General features: G+C 57.6%; 12 protein-coding genes. 7 read left to right on the top strand and 5 right to left on the bottom strand.

Annotated features, from left to right (window positions below):
* The first annotated feature begins 13 nt into the window (after positions 1–13).
* Complete coding sequence (locus CKO35_RS06730) at positions 14–3,073, top strand: efflux RND transporter permease subunit (protein WP_200173911.1); 3,060 nt, start codon at positions 14–16, stop codon at positions 3,071–3,073.
* A 10-nt stretch (positions 3,074–3,083) separates the two neighbouring features.
* Here CKO35_RS06730 and CKO35_RS06725 read toward each other — a convergent pair whose 3' ends face one another.
* The 3 genes from CKO35_RS06725 to CKO35_RS06715 form a co-directional block, all read right to left on the bottom strand.
* Entirely contained in the window at positions 3,084–5,129 is a 2,046-nt protein-coding gene (locus CKO35_RS06725; RefSeq protein WP_200173909.1) for an ATP-binding protein, read from the bottom strand.
* 61 nt (positions 5,130–5,190) lie between these two features.
* Positions 5,191–6,357 (bottom strand): FIST signal transduction protein, encoded by a 1,167-nt coding sequence (locus CKO35_RS06720; RefSeq protein WP_200173907.1) that lies wholly within the window; start codon positions 6,355–6,357, stop codon positions 5,191–5,193.
* 26 nt (positions 6,358–6,383) lie between these two features.
* The gene (locus CKO35_RS06715) at positions 6,384–8,432 is read right to left on the bottom strand and encodes a putative bifunctional diguanylate cyclase/phosphodiesterase (protein ID WP_200173905.1); all 2,049 of its coding nucleotides are present in this window, start codon (positions 8,430–8,432) and stop codon (positions 6,384–6,386) included.
* A gap of 126 nt (positions 8,433–8,558) precedes the next feature.
* Between CKO35_RS06715 and CKO35_RS06710 the strand changes: the two genes are divergently transcribed.
* Entirely contained in the window at positions 8,559–9,536 is a 978-nt protein-coding gene (locus CKO35_RS06710; RefSeq protein WP_200173903.1) for a quinone oxidoreductase family protein, read from the top strand.
* Between the two features lie 4 nt (positions 9,537–9,540).
* On the opposite strand, the gene CKO35_RS06705 is transcribed toward CKO35_RS06710, so the two are convergent.
* Entirely contained in the window at positions 9,541–10,284 is a 744-nt protein-coding gene (locus CKO35_RS06705; RefSeq protein WP_200173901.1) for a hypothetical protein, read from the bottom strand.
* A gap of 247 nt (positions 10,285–10,531) precedes the next feature.
* On the opposite strand from CKO35_RS06705, the gene fabI reads away from it, so the two are divergent.
* The 5 genes from fabI to CKO35_RS06680 all read left to right on the top strand — a co-directional run bounded on the left by fabI (position 10,532) and on the right by CKO35_RS06680 (position 15,432).
* Positions 10,532–11,308: an enoyl-ACP reductase FabI gene (gene fabI / locus CKO35_RS06700; protein ID WP_338031761.1), complete on the top strand. Its 777-nt coding sequence runs from the start codon at positions 10,532–10,534 to the stop codon at positions 11,306–11,308.
* Positions 11,309–11,311: 3 nt separating this feature from the next.
* Positions 11,312–12,721 (top strand): bifunctional enoyl-CoA hydratase/phosphate acetyltransferase, encoded by a 1,410-nt coding sequence (locus CKO35_RS06695; protein ID WP_200173899.1) that lies wholly within the window; start codon positions 11,312–11,314, stop codon positions 12,719–12,721.
* 3 nt (positions 12,722–12,724) lie between these two features.
* Complete coding sequence (locus CKO35_RS06690; RefSeq protein WP_200173897.1) at positions 12,725–13,918, top strand: acetate/propionate family kinase; 1,194 nt, start codon at positions 12,725–12,727, stop codon at positions 13,916–13,918.
* A gap of 141 nt (positions 13,919–14,059) precedes the next feature.
* Positions 14,060–14,266: a dodecin family protein gene (locus CKO35_RS06685; protein WP_200173895.1), complete on the top strand. Its 207-nt coding sequence runs from the start codon at positions 14,060–14,062 to the stop codon at positions 14,264–14,266.
* Between the two features lie 497 nt (positions 14,267–14,763).
* Positions 14,764–15,432 (top strand): AbiTii domain-containing protein, encoded by a 669-nt coding sequence (locus tag CKO35_RS06680; protein ID WP_200173893.1) that lies wholly within the window; start codon positions 14,764–14,766, stop codon positions 15,430–15,432.
* Positions 15,433–15,548: 116 nt separating this feature from the next.
* Here CKO35_RS06680 and CKO35_RS06675 read toward each other — a convergent pair whose 3' ends face one another.
* A complete protein-coding gene (locus CKO35_RS06675) occupies positions 15,549–16,700 on the bottom strand; it encodes a transposase (protein WP_200174069.1) in 1,152 nt (383 codons plus the stop codon).
* Between the last annotated feature and the right edge of the window lie 193 nt (positions 16,701–16,893).

Here is a 16,893-nt window from a genome sequence, read left to right as displayed (position 1 = left end):
CCGGAGAGCCTCGATGCGATTCACTGATGTCTTCATCCGCAAGCCGGTGCTGGCCACGGTGGTCAGCCTGTTCATCCTGCTGCTGGGTATCCGCGCCGGCTTCGACCTGAACGTGCGCCAGTTTCCGGAGATCCAGAATGCGGTGGTCACCGTCAGCACCACTTACATCGGTGCCGATGCCAACCTGATCCAGGGCTTCATCACCACCCCCCTGGAACGGGAGATTGCCGCCGCCGAGGGGATCGATTACCTGGTCTCCACCAGTATCTCCGGCGTCAGCACGGTGCAGGCCTATCTGCGCATGGACTATGATCCCAACGAGGCCCTGACCCAGATCGCCGCCCAGGTCAACAAGGTCCGTTCGGATCTGCCCCAGGAGGCGGAAGAGCCGGTGATCCAGTTGTCGGTGGGCGAGACCATCGCCGCCATGTACATGAGCTTCTATTCCGAGGTGCTCAGCGACAACCAGATCACCGACTATCTGGTGCGGGTGGTGGAGCCTCAACTGGCCACCCTGCCGGGGGTGCAGCGGGCCGAGATCCTGGGAGCACGGACCTTCGCCATGCGCATCTGGCTCGACCCGGAGCGGATGGCGGCCCTGGATGTGACCGGTGCCGATGTGCGCCGCGCCCTGCAGGCCAATAACGTCCTCTCGGCGGTAGGGAGTACCAAGGGCCGTCTCATTTCTGTGGAGCTGACGGCGGAAACGGACCTGTCCAGCGCCGAGGGTTTCGAGCAACTGGTGGTTCGATCGGAGCAGGGCGCCATCGTCCGGTTGCAGGATATTGCCGAGGTGGAGCTGGGTTCCGAGAGCTATGACAGTTCCGTGAGCTTCAATGGCCAGTCCGCCACCTTCATCGGCATCGAGATCTCGCCGGATGCCAATGCCCTGGATGTGATCGCCGATGTTCGACGGGTCTGGGAGCGGGAGATCGAGCCCCAGTTCCCCGAGGGCCTCAAGGGGGACATCGTCTATGACTCCACCCTCTACATTGAGAGCGCCATCCAGGAGGTGCTGATCACCATCGTGCTGGCGCTGGTGATCGTGGTGGGGGTGATCTATGCCTTCCTCGGTTCCATGCGCAGCGTGATTATCCCGGCCCTGGCGGTGCCCCTGTCCTTGATCGGCACCCTGTTCCTGATGCTGCTGATGGGGTTTTCCATCAACCTGCTCACCCTGCTGGCCATGGTGCTGGCCATCGGTATCGTGGTGGATGACGCCATCATCATGGTGGAGAATGTCCATCGTCATATCGAGGAGGGCATGAAGCCGGTGGAGGCGGCCCTGCAGGGTGCCAGGGAGCTGGCCTGGCCCATCGTTGCCATGTCCACCAGCCTGGTGGCGGTCTTCATTCCCATCGGCTTCGTCGGCGGCATCACCGGTACCCTGTTCGTGGAATTCGCCTTCACCCTGGCGGCCTCCGTGATCCTCTCCGGTGTGATCGCCCTGACCCTTTCTCCCATGCTCTGCTCCCGCCTGCTCAAGCCCCATGGCGAGGGCGGCAAGGGACGTTTCGAGGCCTGGCTCGATGCCCGCTTCGAGGGGTTGCATCGGCGTTACGAGCGTCGTCTCCATGGCGCCCTGGAAGATCGTCATGTGGTGCTGGTGTTCGGCCTCATCGTGCTGGTGTCCTGCTATTTCCTGTTCATTACCAGCAGCAGCGAACTTGAACCCCCCGAGGACCAGGGCTTCGTCTTCTCCATCGCCCAGGGGGATGCCCCCATGACCCTGGATCAGCTGGAACGCAACACGGCGGTGATGAACCGGTATCTGGACGAGATTCCAGAGCTTTCCAACATCTTCATCATCAACGGTTTCGGCGGGGGTACCAATTCCGCGGTGGCGGGTTTCGTGCTGGCGCCCTGGGACGAGCGTGATCGCAGCACCCAGGCGGTGCTGGATCATGACCTGCAGCCCCGGCTGGAAGAGATCCCTGGGCTGAGCATCTTCGCATTGGAGCCGCCATCCCTGCCCAGTGCCGGAGGTGGGGCTCCGGTGGAGTTCGTCATCCGCTCCACCGATCCGTCCGAGAACCTTCTGGAGGTTTCCCAGGAAATTATCGGCCGGGCCATGGCCAGTGGTCGCTTCATCTACATCGACGGTGATCTCAGGATCGACCGTCCCCGGACCGAGATCCATATCGACCGGGAAAAGGCCGCCCTGATGGGGGTGGACATGCAGACCCTGTCGGCGGATCTTTCCTCCCTGTTCTCCGGCGGTTTCGTGGGACGCTTTGCCCTGGATGACCGGTCTTACCGGGTCATTCCCCAGCTGCAGCGGGTGGATCGGCTGACGCCGGATCAGATCGAGGATCTCTATACCCGCAACCGGGACGGCGAGCTGGTACCCCTGGACACCCTGATCACCCTGAAGGACTCGGTGCATCCCCAGCAGCTCAAGCGCTTCCAGCAGCTCAACGCGGTCACCCTGTCCGGTGTTCCCCGGCCGGGTGTGACCCTGGGTGAGGCCCTGGAGGTGCTGCAGGAGATCGCTGCCGATGTCCTGCCGCCGGGTTACAGCGTGGATTATGCGGGGCAGTCACGTCAGTTCATGACCGAGGGGCGTCAGCTGGTGGTGACCTTCTTCTTCGCTCTGGTGGTGATCTATCTGGTGCTGGCGGCCCAGTTCGAGTCCTTCCGTGACTCGCTGATCATGCTGATGACCGTGCCCATGTCCATTGCCGGCGCACTGCTGTTCGTCAGTCTGGGCCTGACCACCCTGAACATCTATACCCAGGTGGGGCTGCTGACCCTGATCGGACTGATCACCAAGCACGGCATCCTGATCGTGGAATTCGCCAACAAGCTGCAGGAACAGGGGCTGTCCCGCCGGGAGGCGGTGGAAAAGGCGGCCGGAATCCGGCTCAGGCCCATCCTGATGACCACGGCGGCCACGGTGCTGGCCATGATTCCACTCCTGATCGCCAGTGGCCCGGGCGCCGGTTCCCGGTTTGCCATGGGGCTGGTGATCGCCGCCGGCATGACCCTCGGTACCTTGTTCACCCTGTTTGTGGTGCCGGCGGTGTATACCTACCTGGCCCGGGACCGGGCTGGGTTAAACGGGGCGGTGTGACCTGTTCGATTCACGGGTCGCCATCCAGCATTTGCTGCAATGTCGGCAGCAGCCTGTCCATCTGTTCCAGCAGCACATGAAGCGCCTGCCGGATCTGGGAGGATTCGGCCTGCTGCCGGCACAGGCTTTCCAGTTGTTGGGCGGCATCCCTGGCGGGCAGTGCGTACAGTGTTCCGCATTGTCCCTTCAGGGTGTGCGCCTGGATGCCCAGATCGTTGATATCAGATGCCGCCAGGCTGTGCTGCATGTCATGAAGCTGGCTATCGATACCTTCCATGAAAAGTGACAGCACCTGCTTCAGCAGAGGCTCGTCACCACCGATCTGGCTGAGTGCGTTCTGCCAGTTGAAAAGGGCAGTTTGCCCGGCAGGCGCTGGTGTCGGCATGGGAGCTTCCTGGTTCATGGCCTCCAGGAACCAGTTTGGTTCATTTTCAGTGTGGATATTTCTGATCTCCAGGGTGCCCGGCGACATTGATTCAGTGTCGGGCCGATGGTCATGGCCGATGACTTTGAGAATTTCCTGGACAAGCAGAGTGAACTGGATGGGTTTTGCCACATACCCCTGAATCCCGCTGGCGAGAAAACGCTCCCGATCTCCGGCCATGGCATGGGCTGTCAGGGCAATGATGGGGCAGGGGGTCCAGTGATTTTCAACCTCCTGCTGACGAATGTGCCGGGTGGCCTCCATGCCGTCCATGAGCGGCATCATCATGTCCATCAGGATGAGGTCAAAACGGCGGTGGGCGGCAAGTTCCACCGTTTCGATCCCGTTTTCCGCTACGGTGCATACCGCATTGATGCGCTCAAGCAGCTTTCTGATCACCAGTTGGTTGATGCTGTTATCCTCGGCAATCAATGCCTTCAGACGCATCTTTTTGAGCTGTTCGGCAAGCAGGATATGGGGGGTCCGGGCATCGCTGGTTTCTGGTCGCGTGCCGTGGCGCAGCCAAAGTCTGACCGTGAACTCAGAGCCTTTGCCCACCTCGCTGGTGACGTTGATCTCGCCGCCGAGCAATTCCACCAGTTTTTGGGTGATGGTCAGGCCCAGGCCCGTGCCTTCGAAGCACCTGCTATAGGTATTGTCCCCTTGCTCGAACGCATCGAAGATCCTGCCGATGACATGGGTGGGGATGCCGATGCCAGTGTCCCTGACCGACAGTTGCACCTCGGAGGCGGCTTCTTCGCGGGCAAGCAACCGTGCCTGGAGACTGACCTCCCCCTGCTCGGTGAACTTGATGGCGTTGCCGAGCAGGTTGATCAGGATCTGGCGCAAGCGGGTGGCGTCCACGCAGACGTATTCTGGCAGATCCGGGGCCAGGTGATGGGTAAGCCTGAGTTGTTTAGCTTCCGCTGTGGGCATCTGGCTTCCCAGAGTCTGTAGCAGCACCTCTTTCAGGTCCAGGTTCCTGGATTCCAGGACCATCTTGCCGGCATCAATCCTGGACAGATCCAGTACGACATTGATGATGCCCAGCAGGTGTTCCGCAGACAGTCTGGCCAGATTCAGCTGTTCCCTGACTTCTTTCGGTAACGGGGTATTCAGGACCACATCCAGAAGTCCTAGCACACCATTCATGGGTGTCCTGATTTCATGGCTGATGTTGGCCATGAACAGGTTTTTGGTTCTCTCGGCGCTCCGGGCGGCTTCCATCTGCTGCTTGAGTTCCTGCTCGTAAATGCAGGCGCGAATGGCCTGCGACAGTTTTTCCATCAGTTTGGGCAGGGAGTTGAAGAGATCTTCACTGATCGGTGTGCCGGTCTTGCGCAGCACCAGGATGCCGAAACCGGTCAGATGGAACACGTACCAGTGATGCGCTTCGCCGTCTTCCCTCTGCAACGGGAGACGCGTCAGCCAGGGATGGAGTGTGTCCGGTTGCTCCGGCATTCCGATCCGTTCCATGAACGCCTGGTAATAGGGTCTGTGGACCACATTCCGTGGAATGGCCGCCACGACTGCTTTTGAAACTCCCTGAGATGCCTCATCAACGAGACGCATGACGACGGCAAGGTTGAAGTTGCACAGCCGCATCATCGTGCCCAGGCTGTGCCTGAGCATTTGATTCAAGTCCAGACTGTGGCCGACCGAGAATGCAATTTCGTAAAGGATCTGTGTCGCTTCAAGTCGTCTCAATTGACGGCCCCTCTCCCACGTCAAGCAGGCAAAGCACGGATGACTTGTTCAGGAAGTCCATGTAATCGTTTCCAGTATTGGCGATTTCACCCAGTGTGAAGGCTCCGAACAGGGGCATGCCGGCACCGGCGCCCTCCAGTTCCTGGTGGATCCTGTCGCCGAGAAACAGCACCCGGGAGATACAATCGATGAAGAGGGCGGGCGAAGCCGTGTCACAACTGCCCTGTGATTCTGCGATGACACGGGCTTGGGTGGCCGCCTGAATCAGGGAGTCCGGGGTGCCGTTGAGCAGTCTGACGAAACAGCCTTCCTGGACTTCTCCCACACATATCAGGGATTGATCCCCCACTACCATCAATGGGTCGCGGACCACCAGTTCACTGTCCAGCTTGGAGATGCCGAAGGGATAGGCCTTGGCGATATCGAAAAAGTTCTCCCTGGTGATGTTCTGGCCGCCATGATCCCGGATCATCCGGCGATACACTTGGAAGGCCGGCTGCCAGTCAAGGGTATGGATGATGTTCCTTTCCGATGAGGTAACCTTGAGGGTGTCGCTGATGGGCTTCCAGCCATGGGTGACGCCGATGCGGCTGACCAGGGGAATGTGGGCCAGGACCGCCGTATCCTGACAAAGCCCGTCCGGTGTGATGATGCAAGGCCGCTTTTTAAAGCTCAGTGAGCCGGCTCCGCCGCCGACGAAGTTGACATCCAGTCCGAAGTACAGGAAAAGCGATTCGATGAGAGCGCTGATGCGGCTGGACAAGCCATCTACAAACACGATGACAGTACTGTTTTCCAGTACTTCGGGCCATGTGGCATGGGTCTGTGCAAGGCTCTGGTCAAGATCCGCGTCGGCATCACTGAGCCCCCGCACCACAGCGAGTTGTGCCGTGACGGGGAGTCCCACCAGAAGGGTGCCGCTGAAGCAGGGTCTGCGCTCATGGATGATCTGCGGGAAAATGCCGCCGAATACCGGTAACGGACATTCCCGGAACAGGCGTGTAGCCTCGTCATGGGGCCAGTTGTCCTGATCACAGCCCAACACCATGATGCTTGAGACCCCGGATTCCTGAGCCATGCGTTGCAGGCAAGGAGTCAGTGCATCGAGATGGCCGGTCGGTTCCATGTGAAGGCGGATGGGACTCGTGATCATGGGACTTGCTTCCACTGGTCGGTCATTCACTGAATATCGGTATCGTGGATGATTCCTTCACTCAGACAGCGCAGCAGTTCATCGGCCCTGACAGGTTTGGAAATCAGATAACCCTGTATCTCGTTGATGCCCAGCGCATCCAGATAGTCCCGCTGGCGCTGGTTTTCCACGCCTTCGGCAATGGTCTTGAGGCCAAGGCCCTGGCTCAGGGCCGTCAGGGAGCGGATGATGGCCCGGCTGTTTCTGTACTCGGTGATGTTCTCAATGAAGCTCTTGTCAATTTTGAGGGTGGTGAGCGGGAATCTGAGCAGATATCCGTATGATGAGTAGCCGGTGCCGAAGTCATCGATGGCGATATTGAAGCCCATGTCCCTCAGCCGCTTGAGGGTCACGATGGTGTCTTCAGGGCTGTGCATGGCGATGTTTTCGGTGATTTCCAGTTCCAGGCACCGGGCCGGGATGCAGTGCCGCTCCGTGCTGGCCAGGATTCGATCGGCGAGGTCTTCCAGTTCGAACTGGCGGGCAGACAGGTTGATGCCCATTCTCAGATCGAGTCCCTGGCGCCGCCAGATTGCTGCCTGGCGGCAGGCCTGTTCGATGATCCAGTCCCCTACATGTTGTATCCTTCCAGACTCTTCCAGCAGGGGGATGAACTCTGCGGGGGAGATGATACCCCTTTGGCTGTGTTGCCAGCGGATCAGCGCCTCGACGCCGACGATCCTGCCGCTGGACAATTCCTGCTGGGGCTGGAAGACCATGAAGAACTCGTCCTTGTCCTGGGCAAGGCGCAGGTCGGTTTCAAGCAGTATGCCCATGGCCTTGTTTTCCAGACGGCCTTGCTGGTGAAACGCCAGTTTGGTACCGCTTCCCAGACGGGCCTGGCGCTGGGCCTGCCGGGCAAGCCCCAGCAGTTCCGCGGCGCTGGATCCATCCCGTGGGTAGATGCCGCCACCGGCGGAGAACTCCACGAAGACAGCCTTGCCGTTGATGAAATGGGGTTTGTCCAGGTGGGATAGGTAAGCCTCATGGGAGCCTTCCATGGCCATGGCCACGCCGAAGGCGTCGGCTTCCAGCCGACAGAGCAGGGTGTCCGGGGCGGCATGTTGCCGAAGACGCTGGGCGAACACCCGCAGGATATTGTCGCCGGCGGCATGGCCGAAGGCATCGTTGATGCGGTGCAGACGGTCAATGTCCAGAACCATGACCATCCATGGATCCTTTTCCGTGCTCATGTCCAGTCGTTCCTGCAGCAAGCGCAGGAACAGCCTTTCCTTGGGCAAGTTCGTCAGTTCGTCATGCTCCACCAGATAGAGCACCTGATTTTCCAGGGCGCGCAACCCGGTCACATCCTGGAATGCGCCAATCATCATGCCCTGATCCGCCGATGGTTTGCCCTGCATTCGCAGAATGCGTTGTTTGCCTCCTTCTCCCAGTCGTACTTCCAGGTCCAGCCCTTCGTGATGACTCATGCTCAGTTCGAGTTGATTCTTCACCTCAGTCCGCTGTTTTGCATCTACCAGTGCGATGAAGTGATCAATGCAGTCAGGGAGCGGTTCATACCAGCCCAGCACGGCACGGGTTCCTTCCGACCAGTGCAGTGTCCCGGACTGCTGGTGCAGTTGCCAGAATCCCAGTCTGGCCAGTCTGCAGGCACTTTCCTGTTCAGCCCGTGCCTGCCTCAGTACCGATTCCCGCTCCGCACCACTGAGCACATAGCGGACGCGTCGGGACAGTAGGGGCAGATTGATGGGTTTGGTCATAAAGTCGGTGGCCCCGGCATTGAAGGCTTCATCGATCGACCGGACATCTTCAGCGCTGGTCAACATGAGAATGGGGATCCAGGCACCTTCATCCTGGGCACGGATGGTGCGCACCACGCCAAAACCGTCCATCTCCGGCATGGTCACGTCCAGCAGAATCAGATCGGGGTGATGCCGGGCAAAGGCCTCGATACCTTGCCTGCCGCCGTCCGCCTCGATGACTCGGTAACCCTGCCGTGAGAGGGCGACCCGGACCATGAGTCGGATGGTGGGGTCATCATCGATGATGAGGATGTTTGCGGTGGTGGCGGTCATTGATGACTCGATTCAGGTATCAGGCATGACTGTGGCGCATGAATGCTGTGGTGGCAAAGATTGACTGAATATGTTTCGCTCAGGCTTTTCCTGCGACGATTTGCGTAAAGATCCGGAGACAGAGTCATGTCCTTTGTCGTGCAGATTCAGAAAACCGGCGGTCCCGAGGTCCTCGAATGGGTCAGATCACCCCCGGGTGAACCGGGGCCGGGGGAGGTCTGTCTGCGCCAGACGGTAATCGGTGTCAATTTCATTGACATCTATTTTCGTCGCGGGTTGTACCCATTGCCGAAGTTGCCGTGCGGTCTTGGCATGGAGGCGGCTGGTGTGGTGGAAGCCCTGGGGCAGAACGTGACCGGGTTGCAGGTCGGCGATCGAGTGGCCTACGCCACTCCCCTTCCGGGCGCTTACGCCCAGCGGCGGGTCATGTCCGCCGACAGGCTGGTGCGTTTGCCCGAGGATATCCCGGACGATACCGCCGCGGCCATGATGCTCAGGGGCATGACGGTCCATTATCTGTTGCGTCGTACCTGGCCGGTGGCGAGGGGGCAGTATGTCCTTGTCCATGCCGCTGCCGGTGGTGTCGGGCTCATGCTCTGCCAATGGGCACGGTATCTGGGGGCCGAGGTGATCGGTGTCGTGGGCAGTCCAGAAAAGGCCGATCTTGCGACAGCGTATGGTGCCAATCACGTCATTGTGGGCACCCGGGAGGGGTTCGTTGACAGGGTGATGGAAATTACCGATGAGCGCGGTGTCGACGTGGTCTACGACTCGGTCGGCCGGGATACGTTCATGGGGTCGCTGGATTGCCTGCGACCGCTGGGTATGATGGTTAGCTTCGGCAATGCCTCCGGTCCTGTACCTCCTGTGGATCCGGCCATGCTGGCAGGGAAAGGTTCGCTCTTTTTCACTCGACCCAGCCTTTTTCATTACATTGCCGCTCGGGAAGACCTTGAATGGGCCGCAGCGGAACTGTTCGAGATGGTCAGGAGCGGTGTGGTGACAGTGCCCATTCATCAACGATACCCCCTGCAGGAAATCGCCCGGGCTCATGAGGACATGGAAACCCGACGCACCACCGGCAGCAGCATCTTGCTGCCCTGAGGATTCACCAGTTGCCGTCCAGCCCCAACCGGGTATTGCGAAGACAACCATGAAAGGCTAGCACTGAGCTGCCGACATGTTGATCCCAGCAGGATACGATGGCGTCAAAGCAGGTTTCCAGGAGGGTCATTTCCCCCCGGGCACGTTTATGGCATTCGAAGGCCGCTCTGTCGGAGAGGGTGTCAACGGTATGGTGGGTTACGGTCAGTGGGCCATGAGCCAGTATCCACTGCATGGCTTGGCGGGCCCCGTCCAAGGAGAATTTCAGAGTGATGGCGGATCCCTGTTCATTCTCCACCTTGAGGCGAATTTCACTTCCCTCCATCAGGGATTCCAGAAGGGGCGGCAGTGCATGTCCGCGGGAAGGCTCCCAGACAGGCCACTCCAGGCTTTGAACCCACGCCCCCGTTGACGGATGGGAATCAATGGGGGTGTCCGGGGCTTGCTGGAGAGCGTGCCTCCTGCAGGTCATGTCCACATCGATCTCCGCTTCCAGCAAGCCATTCCTGATGTGAATGGGGGGAACACCATTGACCAGCAGGGCAATCTTGACCGGCCCGTTCTGCGTCTGGCCCACCGCGAGGGCATGGCCTTCATCGCTGCGTGTATAGGCCAGCAGGGTCAGCGCTTTCTCACCAGGCGGCTGGCTGTAACTGATCCACCAGTCCTGAAAGCGCTCAGCGGCGAAGGCCGGCAGGCCCGTCGCTATCAGCAGACAGGCGATCAGCAATTTTGTCGGCACTGGCATGGTATCGGCTCCTTGCTGAGTCCGGGGGCATTGGTACGGTTTTTATATGAGCCAGTGAATATTTGTACGTCAACCATGAATGCGACATGGATTTAACCCGTCTTGCACCAAGAATGCCGATGAGCCTTGCAGAAATCACAAATTGACATGCAGCTATCATGCGCTTCTGCTAATCTTCGCTGCAATGCAACATAAATCAGGTTCACCTGTCTGAACCAGTGAACACCGCGACGATTGGAGGTTGCCCATGATGACTCAACCCTTTTCCATGCAAGGGAAAACCGGCATCGTCACCGGTCTCGCCAATGCCGATAGCATTGCCTGCGGTTGTGCCCGCGCGCTGCATCAGGCTGGCGCAGAAATGATCGTGACCTATGGCCATCCCAAGGCCGAATCCCATGTCCGCCCTCTGGTCAGCGACTTGGGAGATCCTGAACTGATGCTTTGTGATGTACTGGACCAGGCTCAGGTGGATTCTTTGTTCCGGCGTGCCGCCGAACGTTGGGGCAAGCTGGACTTTCTCATCCATTCCATGGCATTTGCTCCCAGGGAAGATCTCCATGGACGGGTGGTGGACTGCTCTCGGGATGGATTTGCCCTGGCCATGGACGTTTCATGTCATTCCTTCATTCGCTTGGCCAAACAGGCCGAACCACTGATGAAGGAAGGCGGCACCCTGATCACCATGTCCTATCACGGTGCCGAAAGGGTGGTGGATAACTACAACCTCATGGGGCCGGTCAAGGCAGCCCTTGAATCCAGTGTGCGTTACATGGCAGCGGAGCTGGGTCCTCGGGGTATCCGGGTTCATGCCATTTCTCCCGGTCCCATCCGTACCCGGGCGGCCTCGGGTATCCAGGATTTTGAAGATCTGGCCCATGCCGCCGAGAGCCGTTCCCCCCTGCGTCGTCTGGTTACCATCGAGGATGTGGGGAATTGCGCTGTCTTCCTGGCCTCCGGGGCCGGTCAGTCACTTACCGGCAGTACCCTTTATGTGGACGCCGGTCATAGCATAAGGGCCTGAATCATGAACAAGAAAACCGATTTGGGTTATATCGAAAACCGCACCTTTGATGAAATTCGAGTGGGTGAGGAGGCCTCCATCGAGCGCCGGCTCACCATGGATGACATCAAACTGTTCGCCATCATGTCCGGGGACGTGAACCCGGCCCATGTGGACGAAGACTTTGCGAAAAGTTCCCGCTTTCAGGAAATCATTGCCCATGGCATGTGGGGGGGGGCGCTTATTTCCACGGTGCTGGGCACTGAACTGCCCGGGCCCGGAACCATCTATCTGGGCCAGACGCTGAGATTTCGGGCACCGGTGGGGCTGGGAGACATTCTCCAGGTGAAGGTCAAGGTTCTTGAAAAGGAGCCGGAAAAGAATCGCATCAAGTTTGATTGCCGATGCACCAATCAGGAGGGCAGGGATGTCATTGAGGGGGTGGCGGATGTGCTGGCACCCACCGAAAAGATTCGCCGTCCCCGCACGGTCATGCCCCGGGTGCGTATGTCCGAGCGGGCACGTCTGCATGAACTCCTTCACGCCGCTACTCACCCCGAGCCCGTGGACATGGCTGTGGTGCATCCGGTGGACGCACCCTCCATCCTGGGCGCCCACGAGTCCGCCAGGGCCGGGTTGATCCACCCCATTCTCATTGGTCCGGAAGAGCGTATCCGCGCTGCGGCCGATGAGGCAGAGATTGACATCAGTGACTATCGGATCATCCATGTCCCCCATAGCCATGCCGCCGCCGAAGAGGCTGTCGCCATGACCCGGGCGGGCAGTGTGGGGGCAATCATGAAAGGGGCGCTGCATACTGATGAGCTCCTGCGGGAAGTGGTGCGCAAGACCGCCGGCCTGCGAACCGAGCGGCGCATCAGTCATGTCATGGCTTTCGACGTTCCCACGTATCCACGCCCACTGTTCATCACCGATGCCGCCATCAACATCTATCCAACGCTGGCCGACAAGGTGGATATCGTCCAGAACGCCATCGACCTTGCCCATGCCGTCGGTAATGAACTACCCAGGGTAGCCATCCTGTCGGCAGTGGAGACGGTAAACCCCAAAATTCAGTCCACCCTGGAGGCGGCCGCCCTCTGCAAAATGGCGGATCGGGGGCAGATTGTCGGTGCACTCATTGATGGTCCTTTGGCATTTGACAATGCTGTATCCGAAGCCGCTGCCGCCGCCAAGAACATCACTTCCCCAGTGGCGGGCCGGGCAGACATCCTGGTGGCCCCCGACCTGGAGGCCGCCAACATGCTCATGAAGCAGTTAACCTATCTGGCGGATGCCACGGGAGCCGGTCTGGTGGTGGGGGCTCGGGTACCCATCGTACTGACCAGTCGTGCCGATGATGCCATTACCCGCATGGCCTCCTGCGCCTTGGCACTACTGTTGGCGGATTATCAGAAAAAGAAGGGGCGGTAAGACATGCGTGACATCCTGGTCATCAACAGCGGCTCATCCAGCCTTAAATTTGCCATGTTGGGTCTGGATGATCTCCGCGCTCTGGATGATTTTTCAGTCCATTATCAAGGCCAATTCTCCGGGCTTGGCGGATGCCAGGCCCACTTGGTGATACGGGATGGCCAGGGGAAAATACTGCGTGATGACCATTTTGCCGCCATTGACGACCTCTATGACCATGCTGCAGCCTTGAAGGATCTGCTCAAGTGGATGGATGAAAACACCGACAGCAGCCGTATCAGGGCGATTGGTCATCGGATCGTCCATGGCGGACGACACTACCGTCAGCCCGTCCGTCTCGACGAAGGTGTTCTTGATGATCTTGAGACGCTCATTCCCTTGGCGCCGTTACATCAGCCCCATTGCCTGGGACCCGTTCGCATGCTGTTAACCTTGCGTCCCGATGTGCCTCAGGTGGGCTGTTTTGATACCGGTTTCCATGCCGGGCAGGATCCGGTTGCGCAGGCATTTGCACTGCCTCGTCGTCTTACCGAGGCCGGGTTGATTCGCTACGGTTTTCACGGTCTTTCCTACGAATACATTAGTCGTCGTTTCCCCGCGTACCTGCACCGACCCGAGACAGGAAGGGTAATTGCCGCGCATCTGGGGAATGGAGCCAGTTTGTGTGCCATGCTCAATGGGGTCAGTGTTGCATCTACCATGGGTTTTACCGCCCTGGATGGGCTGCCGATGGGAACTCGTTGCGGAAATATCGACCCTGGGCTTGTCCTGCATCTTCTGACAGCGGAGGGCATGACTGCTCAGCAGGTGGGTGACTTGCTTTACAAGCAGTCAGGCCTTCTGGGGGTTTCCGGTATCAGCGGGGACATGCGGGATCTTCTTGAAAGCGAAATGCCTTCGGCAAAAGAAGCCGTTGATTTGTTTGTCTACCGAATCATCCGGGAAATCGGGAGCTTGAGTGCTGCCCTGGGGGGAGTGGATCACTTGGTCTTCACCGCGGGCATTGGTGAAAATGCTGCTCCCGTAAGAGAAATGGTCAGCAAAGGATGTGAGTGGCTGGGGATTCGGTGTGATCATTCCCGTAATCAGCGCGGGGAAATCCGCATAAGCGAGGATGGCAGCCCGGTGGGCGTATGGGTCATCCCCACCAATGAAGAACGCATGATCGCTTGGCATACTGCCCATTATTGCCATTGATTGCGCGGAAAATCCCGTCACTCTTGACTAGACTGTTGGTATCGAAGGGAACAGGTGGGCGGTTTCATTCCAGTTTCATTCGATCAAGCCGGATAAAAATGAATTGCCGCCGCTTTCAAGCGGGAGGCGAGGAGTCTAATCATGAGTGTGTATAAAGTCATTGAACTGATCGGTACGAGCGCCACCTCCTGGGAGGATGCCGCCGCTCAAGCTGTTGCCAAAGCCCGATCCAGCCTGCGTGAACTGCGTATCGTTGAAGTCAATAAGCTGGACATGAAGCTGGATGAGGCGGGCAATATTCTCGCCTATCGGGCCCGTCTGAATGTTTCATTCAAGTACGAAGATTAGCGGGATCCCCAATGGCTGTCTAAGCTGACTGGATAATACTGAACGCGTTCCGCCATCTCCATTTCAAGGCGCTTGTTCATAACATCTCTGTCCGTAAAGGGTCGCTTATCAGCGACCCTTCTTCGTTATGAGGGCTGAAATGTCAACGCATCGCGAAACTCCTGGTATTGCCATGGATGCAACACAGAGTAGGAAGAAATATGGGATTTTTAGTTCTTATTTGCTTACTCGGGAGGGTAGTAAAAAAACTGTATGTTTTTCCATTGTTTTTTTTCGTGCATCACTGCGGGGTGGCATGAAAGCCTCCTGTGAATGATTTTCATGACAAGCGGGCACTGGAGGCAGATAGCCGGTATCAAAACATCGCGATAATTATTTGACACTTGAATAGCACCAAATGGAATAATCGTGGTACGCCATTCTGTCAGATTATTGGATCGATGCAGCTGAGCAGGTATCCCGGGCCAAAAGGCCTCTCAACCAAGGAGAAAAAGGTGATGACTTCTTTGATCGATGAGCTTGAAGGCAGTCTCAGTGATGGGGATCAGCAATTGTCTGATCTCATTCCTTCCGCCATCAATCTAGCCACCATGCTCAGGCATCGAGCGCTATCTGCTTGGTTGCGCATTGAGTTTGAGGGCTTCGCCCATGACGCTGAATTGCCGATCTATCGCGCGAGAGTCCCCGGCCATATCATGGCGCGTTCCCCGCAGTATGGCTGGATTCCCGCACCGATTGATGAAAGCCTGAAACATGAGCATGCCCATACGGAAATTCGTTATTCAGTTGCGGATATTGAAAGAACCTGCATGAACTGCAAGAAAGGGCGGGGTATCCAGCTTTCCTTGCCGGAGGAACAATTGGGTTACCTTCAATCCAGAATCAATCTGAAGGCGGATCTAGCGATCACAATTAATCGAACTTCTTTTTGCCAGATTCTCAAGGTGATCCGCGGTTCAATTTATCTTTGGGTTCGCGATGTCAAGGCCCTGGGCATCGGGGATGCAAGCAATTCTTTTACTGATGCTGACCGTGAAATTGCAGCATTCCTTGATGATCCTGAAAAACTTCACGCACTCGCATTTGATACGCTGGACAAATTGCCTTTGCCGGAAGTTCGTCAATCAAACTTTCTGGAGCGCCTTTTTTCTGTCACTGCACCCTGATTTTCTAATCAGGATGCAAGAAGGCAACTTCTTCACGCAAAGGGTGTTACAACTAAAAAAAGATATTTTGAGGTGGGGCATTCCCGCGCAAGCGGGAACCCGGCTGCGGCAGGTTTTCAAGCCGCATGCTTTTCGAAAATCTGTCTTGCCATGGATATCCCTCTCATCCGCCGATGCTTGCGACGAAGAGCCAGTGCCGACAGGGTTTCAGGAGTTCCGATAGCGGGACCGAAGGTTTTCAGTACATGATCGGCATGACGGAGAAACTGCTGTGGTTCCATTCCAAGTCTGACCAGTAACCTGGGTGATGTGTCCGGAATTAACCCACGTTTCATCGGATGTACGCAGCGCCCCAGGGTCTCACCCAACTCAAGATACTCTTCCAGCGAAAAGGGAATGGATTGTTCAAAATCATCCGATTCCTCAAAGAACATCAGTGACGCCTGAGGGATATTCTTCAGAGATCTTTCTGGTTGTAACTTGTTGTTTTCAGAGGCATGATCCTTGGTGGAACCAATGCCGCCTAGTGAAGGGGAGGGAGGCGTTTTCAGGGTTCTCAGGGGAGGGGCAGGAGCAGTTTTTGCTTTGCGATCACGGGGGCATTTTTCCGCATCCTCACGCGCCGTGACATTTCTGATCCGTCTGGCAATGGACGTGTATTCGCTGCGTTCCAGATTGTCTGCAATTCCAGCCCGTATCGGGTTGAGATCCACATAGACCATGGCTGCCAGCAGGGCCTGTTCATCGAGCAATGCCTGACTCCTGAAACGGCCCTCCCAGAACCGTCCCTTGACGCCGTCTTCCTGGTTTGCCTGTCTGGCGATGGACTCGTTCAGTACTCTCATGAACCAGGACACATCGTGCAGTCGGGCTCGGTAAATTTCGGTAAGTTCTTCTATCTGCGCCATTTCTGCGGCACTCATCCTGACTCTGTCCTCGGACAGGTAGCGCTGAACGGAAGTTGGGCCGGCAAAAAGCTGTGTCCAGCGGGTGAGTATCTGCTCGGTTGTCCATGCATGAGTGCGCGAGGAATCCACGCGGAGAACCACATGGTAGTGGTTGGACATCACGGCGTAGGCCGCGATATCGATGGCAAAGACAGAGGACAAGGAAAGGATTCGGGCTTCAATCCAGGCGCGGCGGTGTTCATAACTGGCGCCAGTCAGAGGGTCATGGCCGCACAGAAATGCCCGACGCACGCAACGACTGACCACGTGGTACCACGGGGTTTCTTCAAGGCTGATGATTGCTGCGCGAGGTTGAGTCATGTTCGGAGCATAGCCTGTTTTGGCTGAAGTTTCAAATAAAGTGGGTGTCCTTTTTAAAAGCATCAAAAAAACGGGTAACCGGAATATCTGGTTGATCTCTACCTTGGCGTTCATTCACAAATTTCACTTTCTCAACGGAAAAGCTGGTTGTTTTGTTGCCTCCTAACCATATATCACATAATATCCACCTGTG

This window comes from Ectothiorhodospira shaposhnikovii (genome assembly GCF_016584105.1).
GTDB classification, from domain to species: Bacteria; Pseudomonadota; Gammaproteobacteria; order Ectothiorhodospirales; family Ectothiorhodospiraceae; genus Ectothiorhodospira; species Ectothiorhodospira shaposhnikovii.
The sequence above is the reverse complement of the archived record's forward strand: the minus strand, read 5'-3'. Positions and strand labels throughout refer to the sequence as shown.

What these genes read in the sequence shown, in the direction of transcription:
- CKO35_RS06720 (WP_200173907.1), bottom strand. Translation starts at nt 6,357, where the DNA reads ATGATCACGAGTCCCATCCGCCTTCACATGGAACCGACCGGCCATCTC.
- CKO35_RS06730 (WP_200173911.1), top strand. Translation starts at nt 14, where the DNA reads ATGCGATTCACTGATGTCTTCATCCGCAAGCCGGTGCTGGCCACGGTG.
- CKO35_RS06715 (WP_200173905.1), bottom strand. Translation starts at nt 8,432, where the DNA reads ATGACCGCCACCACCGCAAACATCCTCATCATCGATGATGACCCCACC.
- CKO35_RS06725 (WP_200173909.1), bottom strand. Translation starts at nt 5,129, where the DNA reads ATGCTCAGGCACAGCCTGGGCACGATGATGCGGCTGTGCAACTTCAAC.
- fabI (WP_338031761.1), top strand. Translation starts at nt 10,532, where the DNA reads ATGATGACTCAACCCTTTTCCATGCAAGGGAAAACCGGCATCGTCACC.
- CKO35_RS06695 (WP_200173899.1), top strand. Translation starts at nt 11,312, where the DNA reads ATGAACAAGAAAACCGATTTGGGTTATATCGAAAACCGCACCTTTGAT.
- CKO35_RS06685 (WP_200173895.1), top strand. Translation starts at nt 14,060, where the DNA reads ATGAGTGTGTATAAAGTCATTGAACTGATCGGTACGAGCGCCACCTCC.
- CKO35_RS06710 (WP_200173903.1), top strand. Translation starts at nt 8,559, where the DNA reads ATGTCCTTTGTCGTGCAGATTCAGAAAACCGGCGGTCCCGAGGTCCTC.
- CKO35_RS06690 (WP_200173897.1), top strand. Translation starts at nt 12,725, where the DNA reads ATGCGTGACATCCTGGTCATCAACAGCGGCTCATCCAGCCTTAAATTT.
- CKO35_RS06675 (WP_200174069.1), bottom strand. Translation starts at nt 16,700, where the DNA reads ATGACTCAACCTCGCGCAGCAATCATCAGCCTTGAAGAAACCCCGTGG.
- CKO35_RS06705 (WP_200173901.1), bottom strand. Translation starts at nt 10,284, where the DNA reads ATGCCAGTGCCGACAAAATTGCTGATCGCCTGTCTGCTGATAGCGACG.
- CKO35_RS06680 (WP_200173893.1), top strand. Translation starts at nt 14,764, where the DNA reads ATGACTTCTTTGATCGATGAGCTTGAAGGCAGTCTCAGTGATGGGGAT.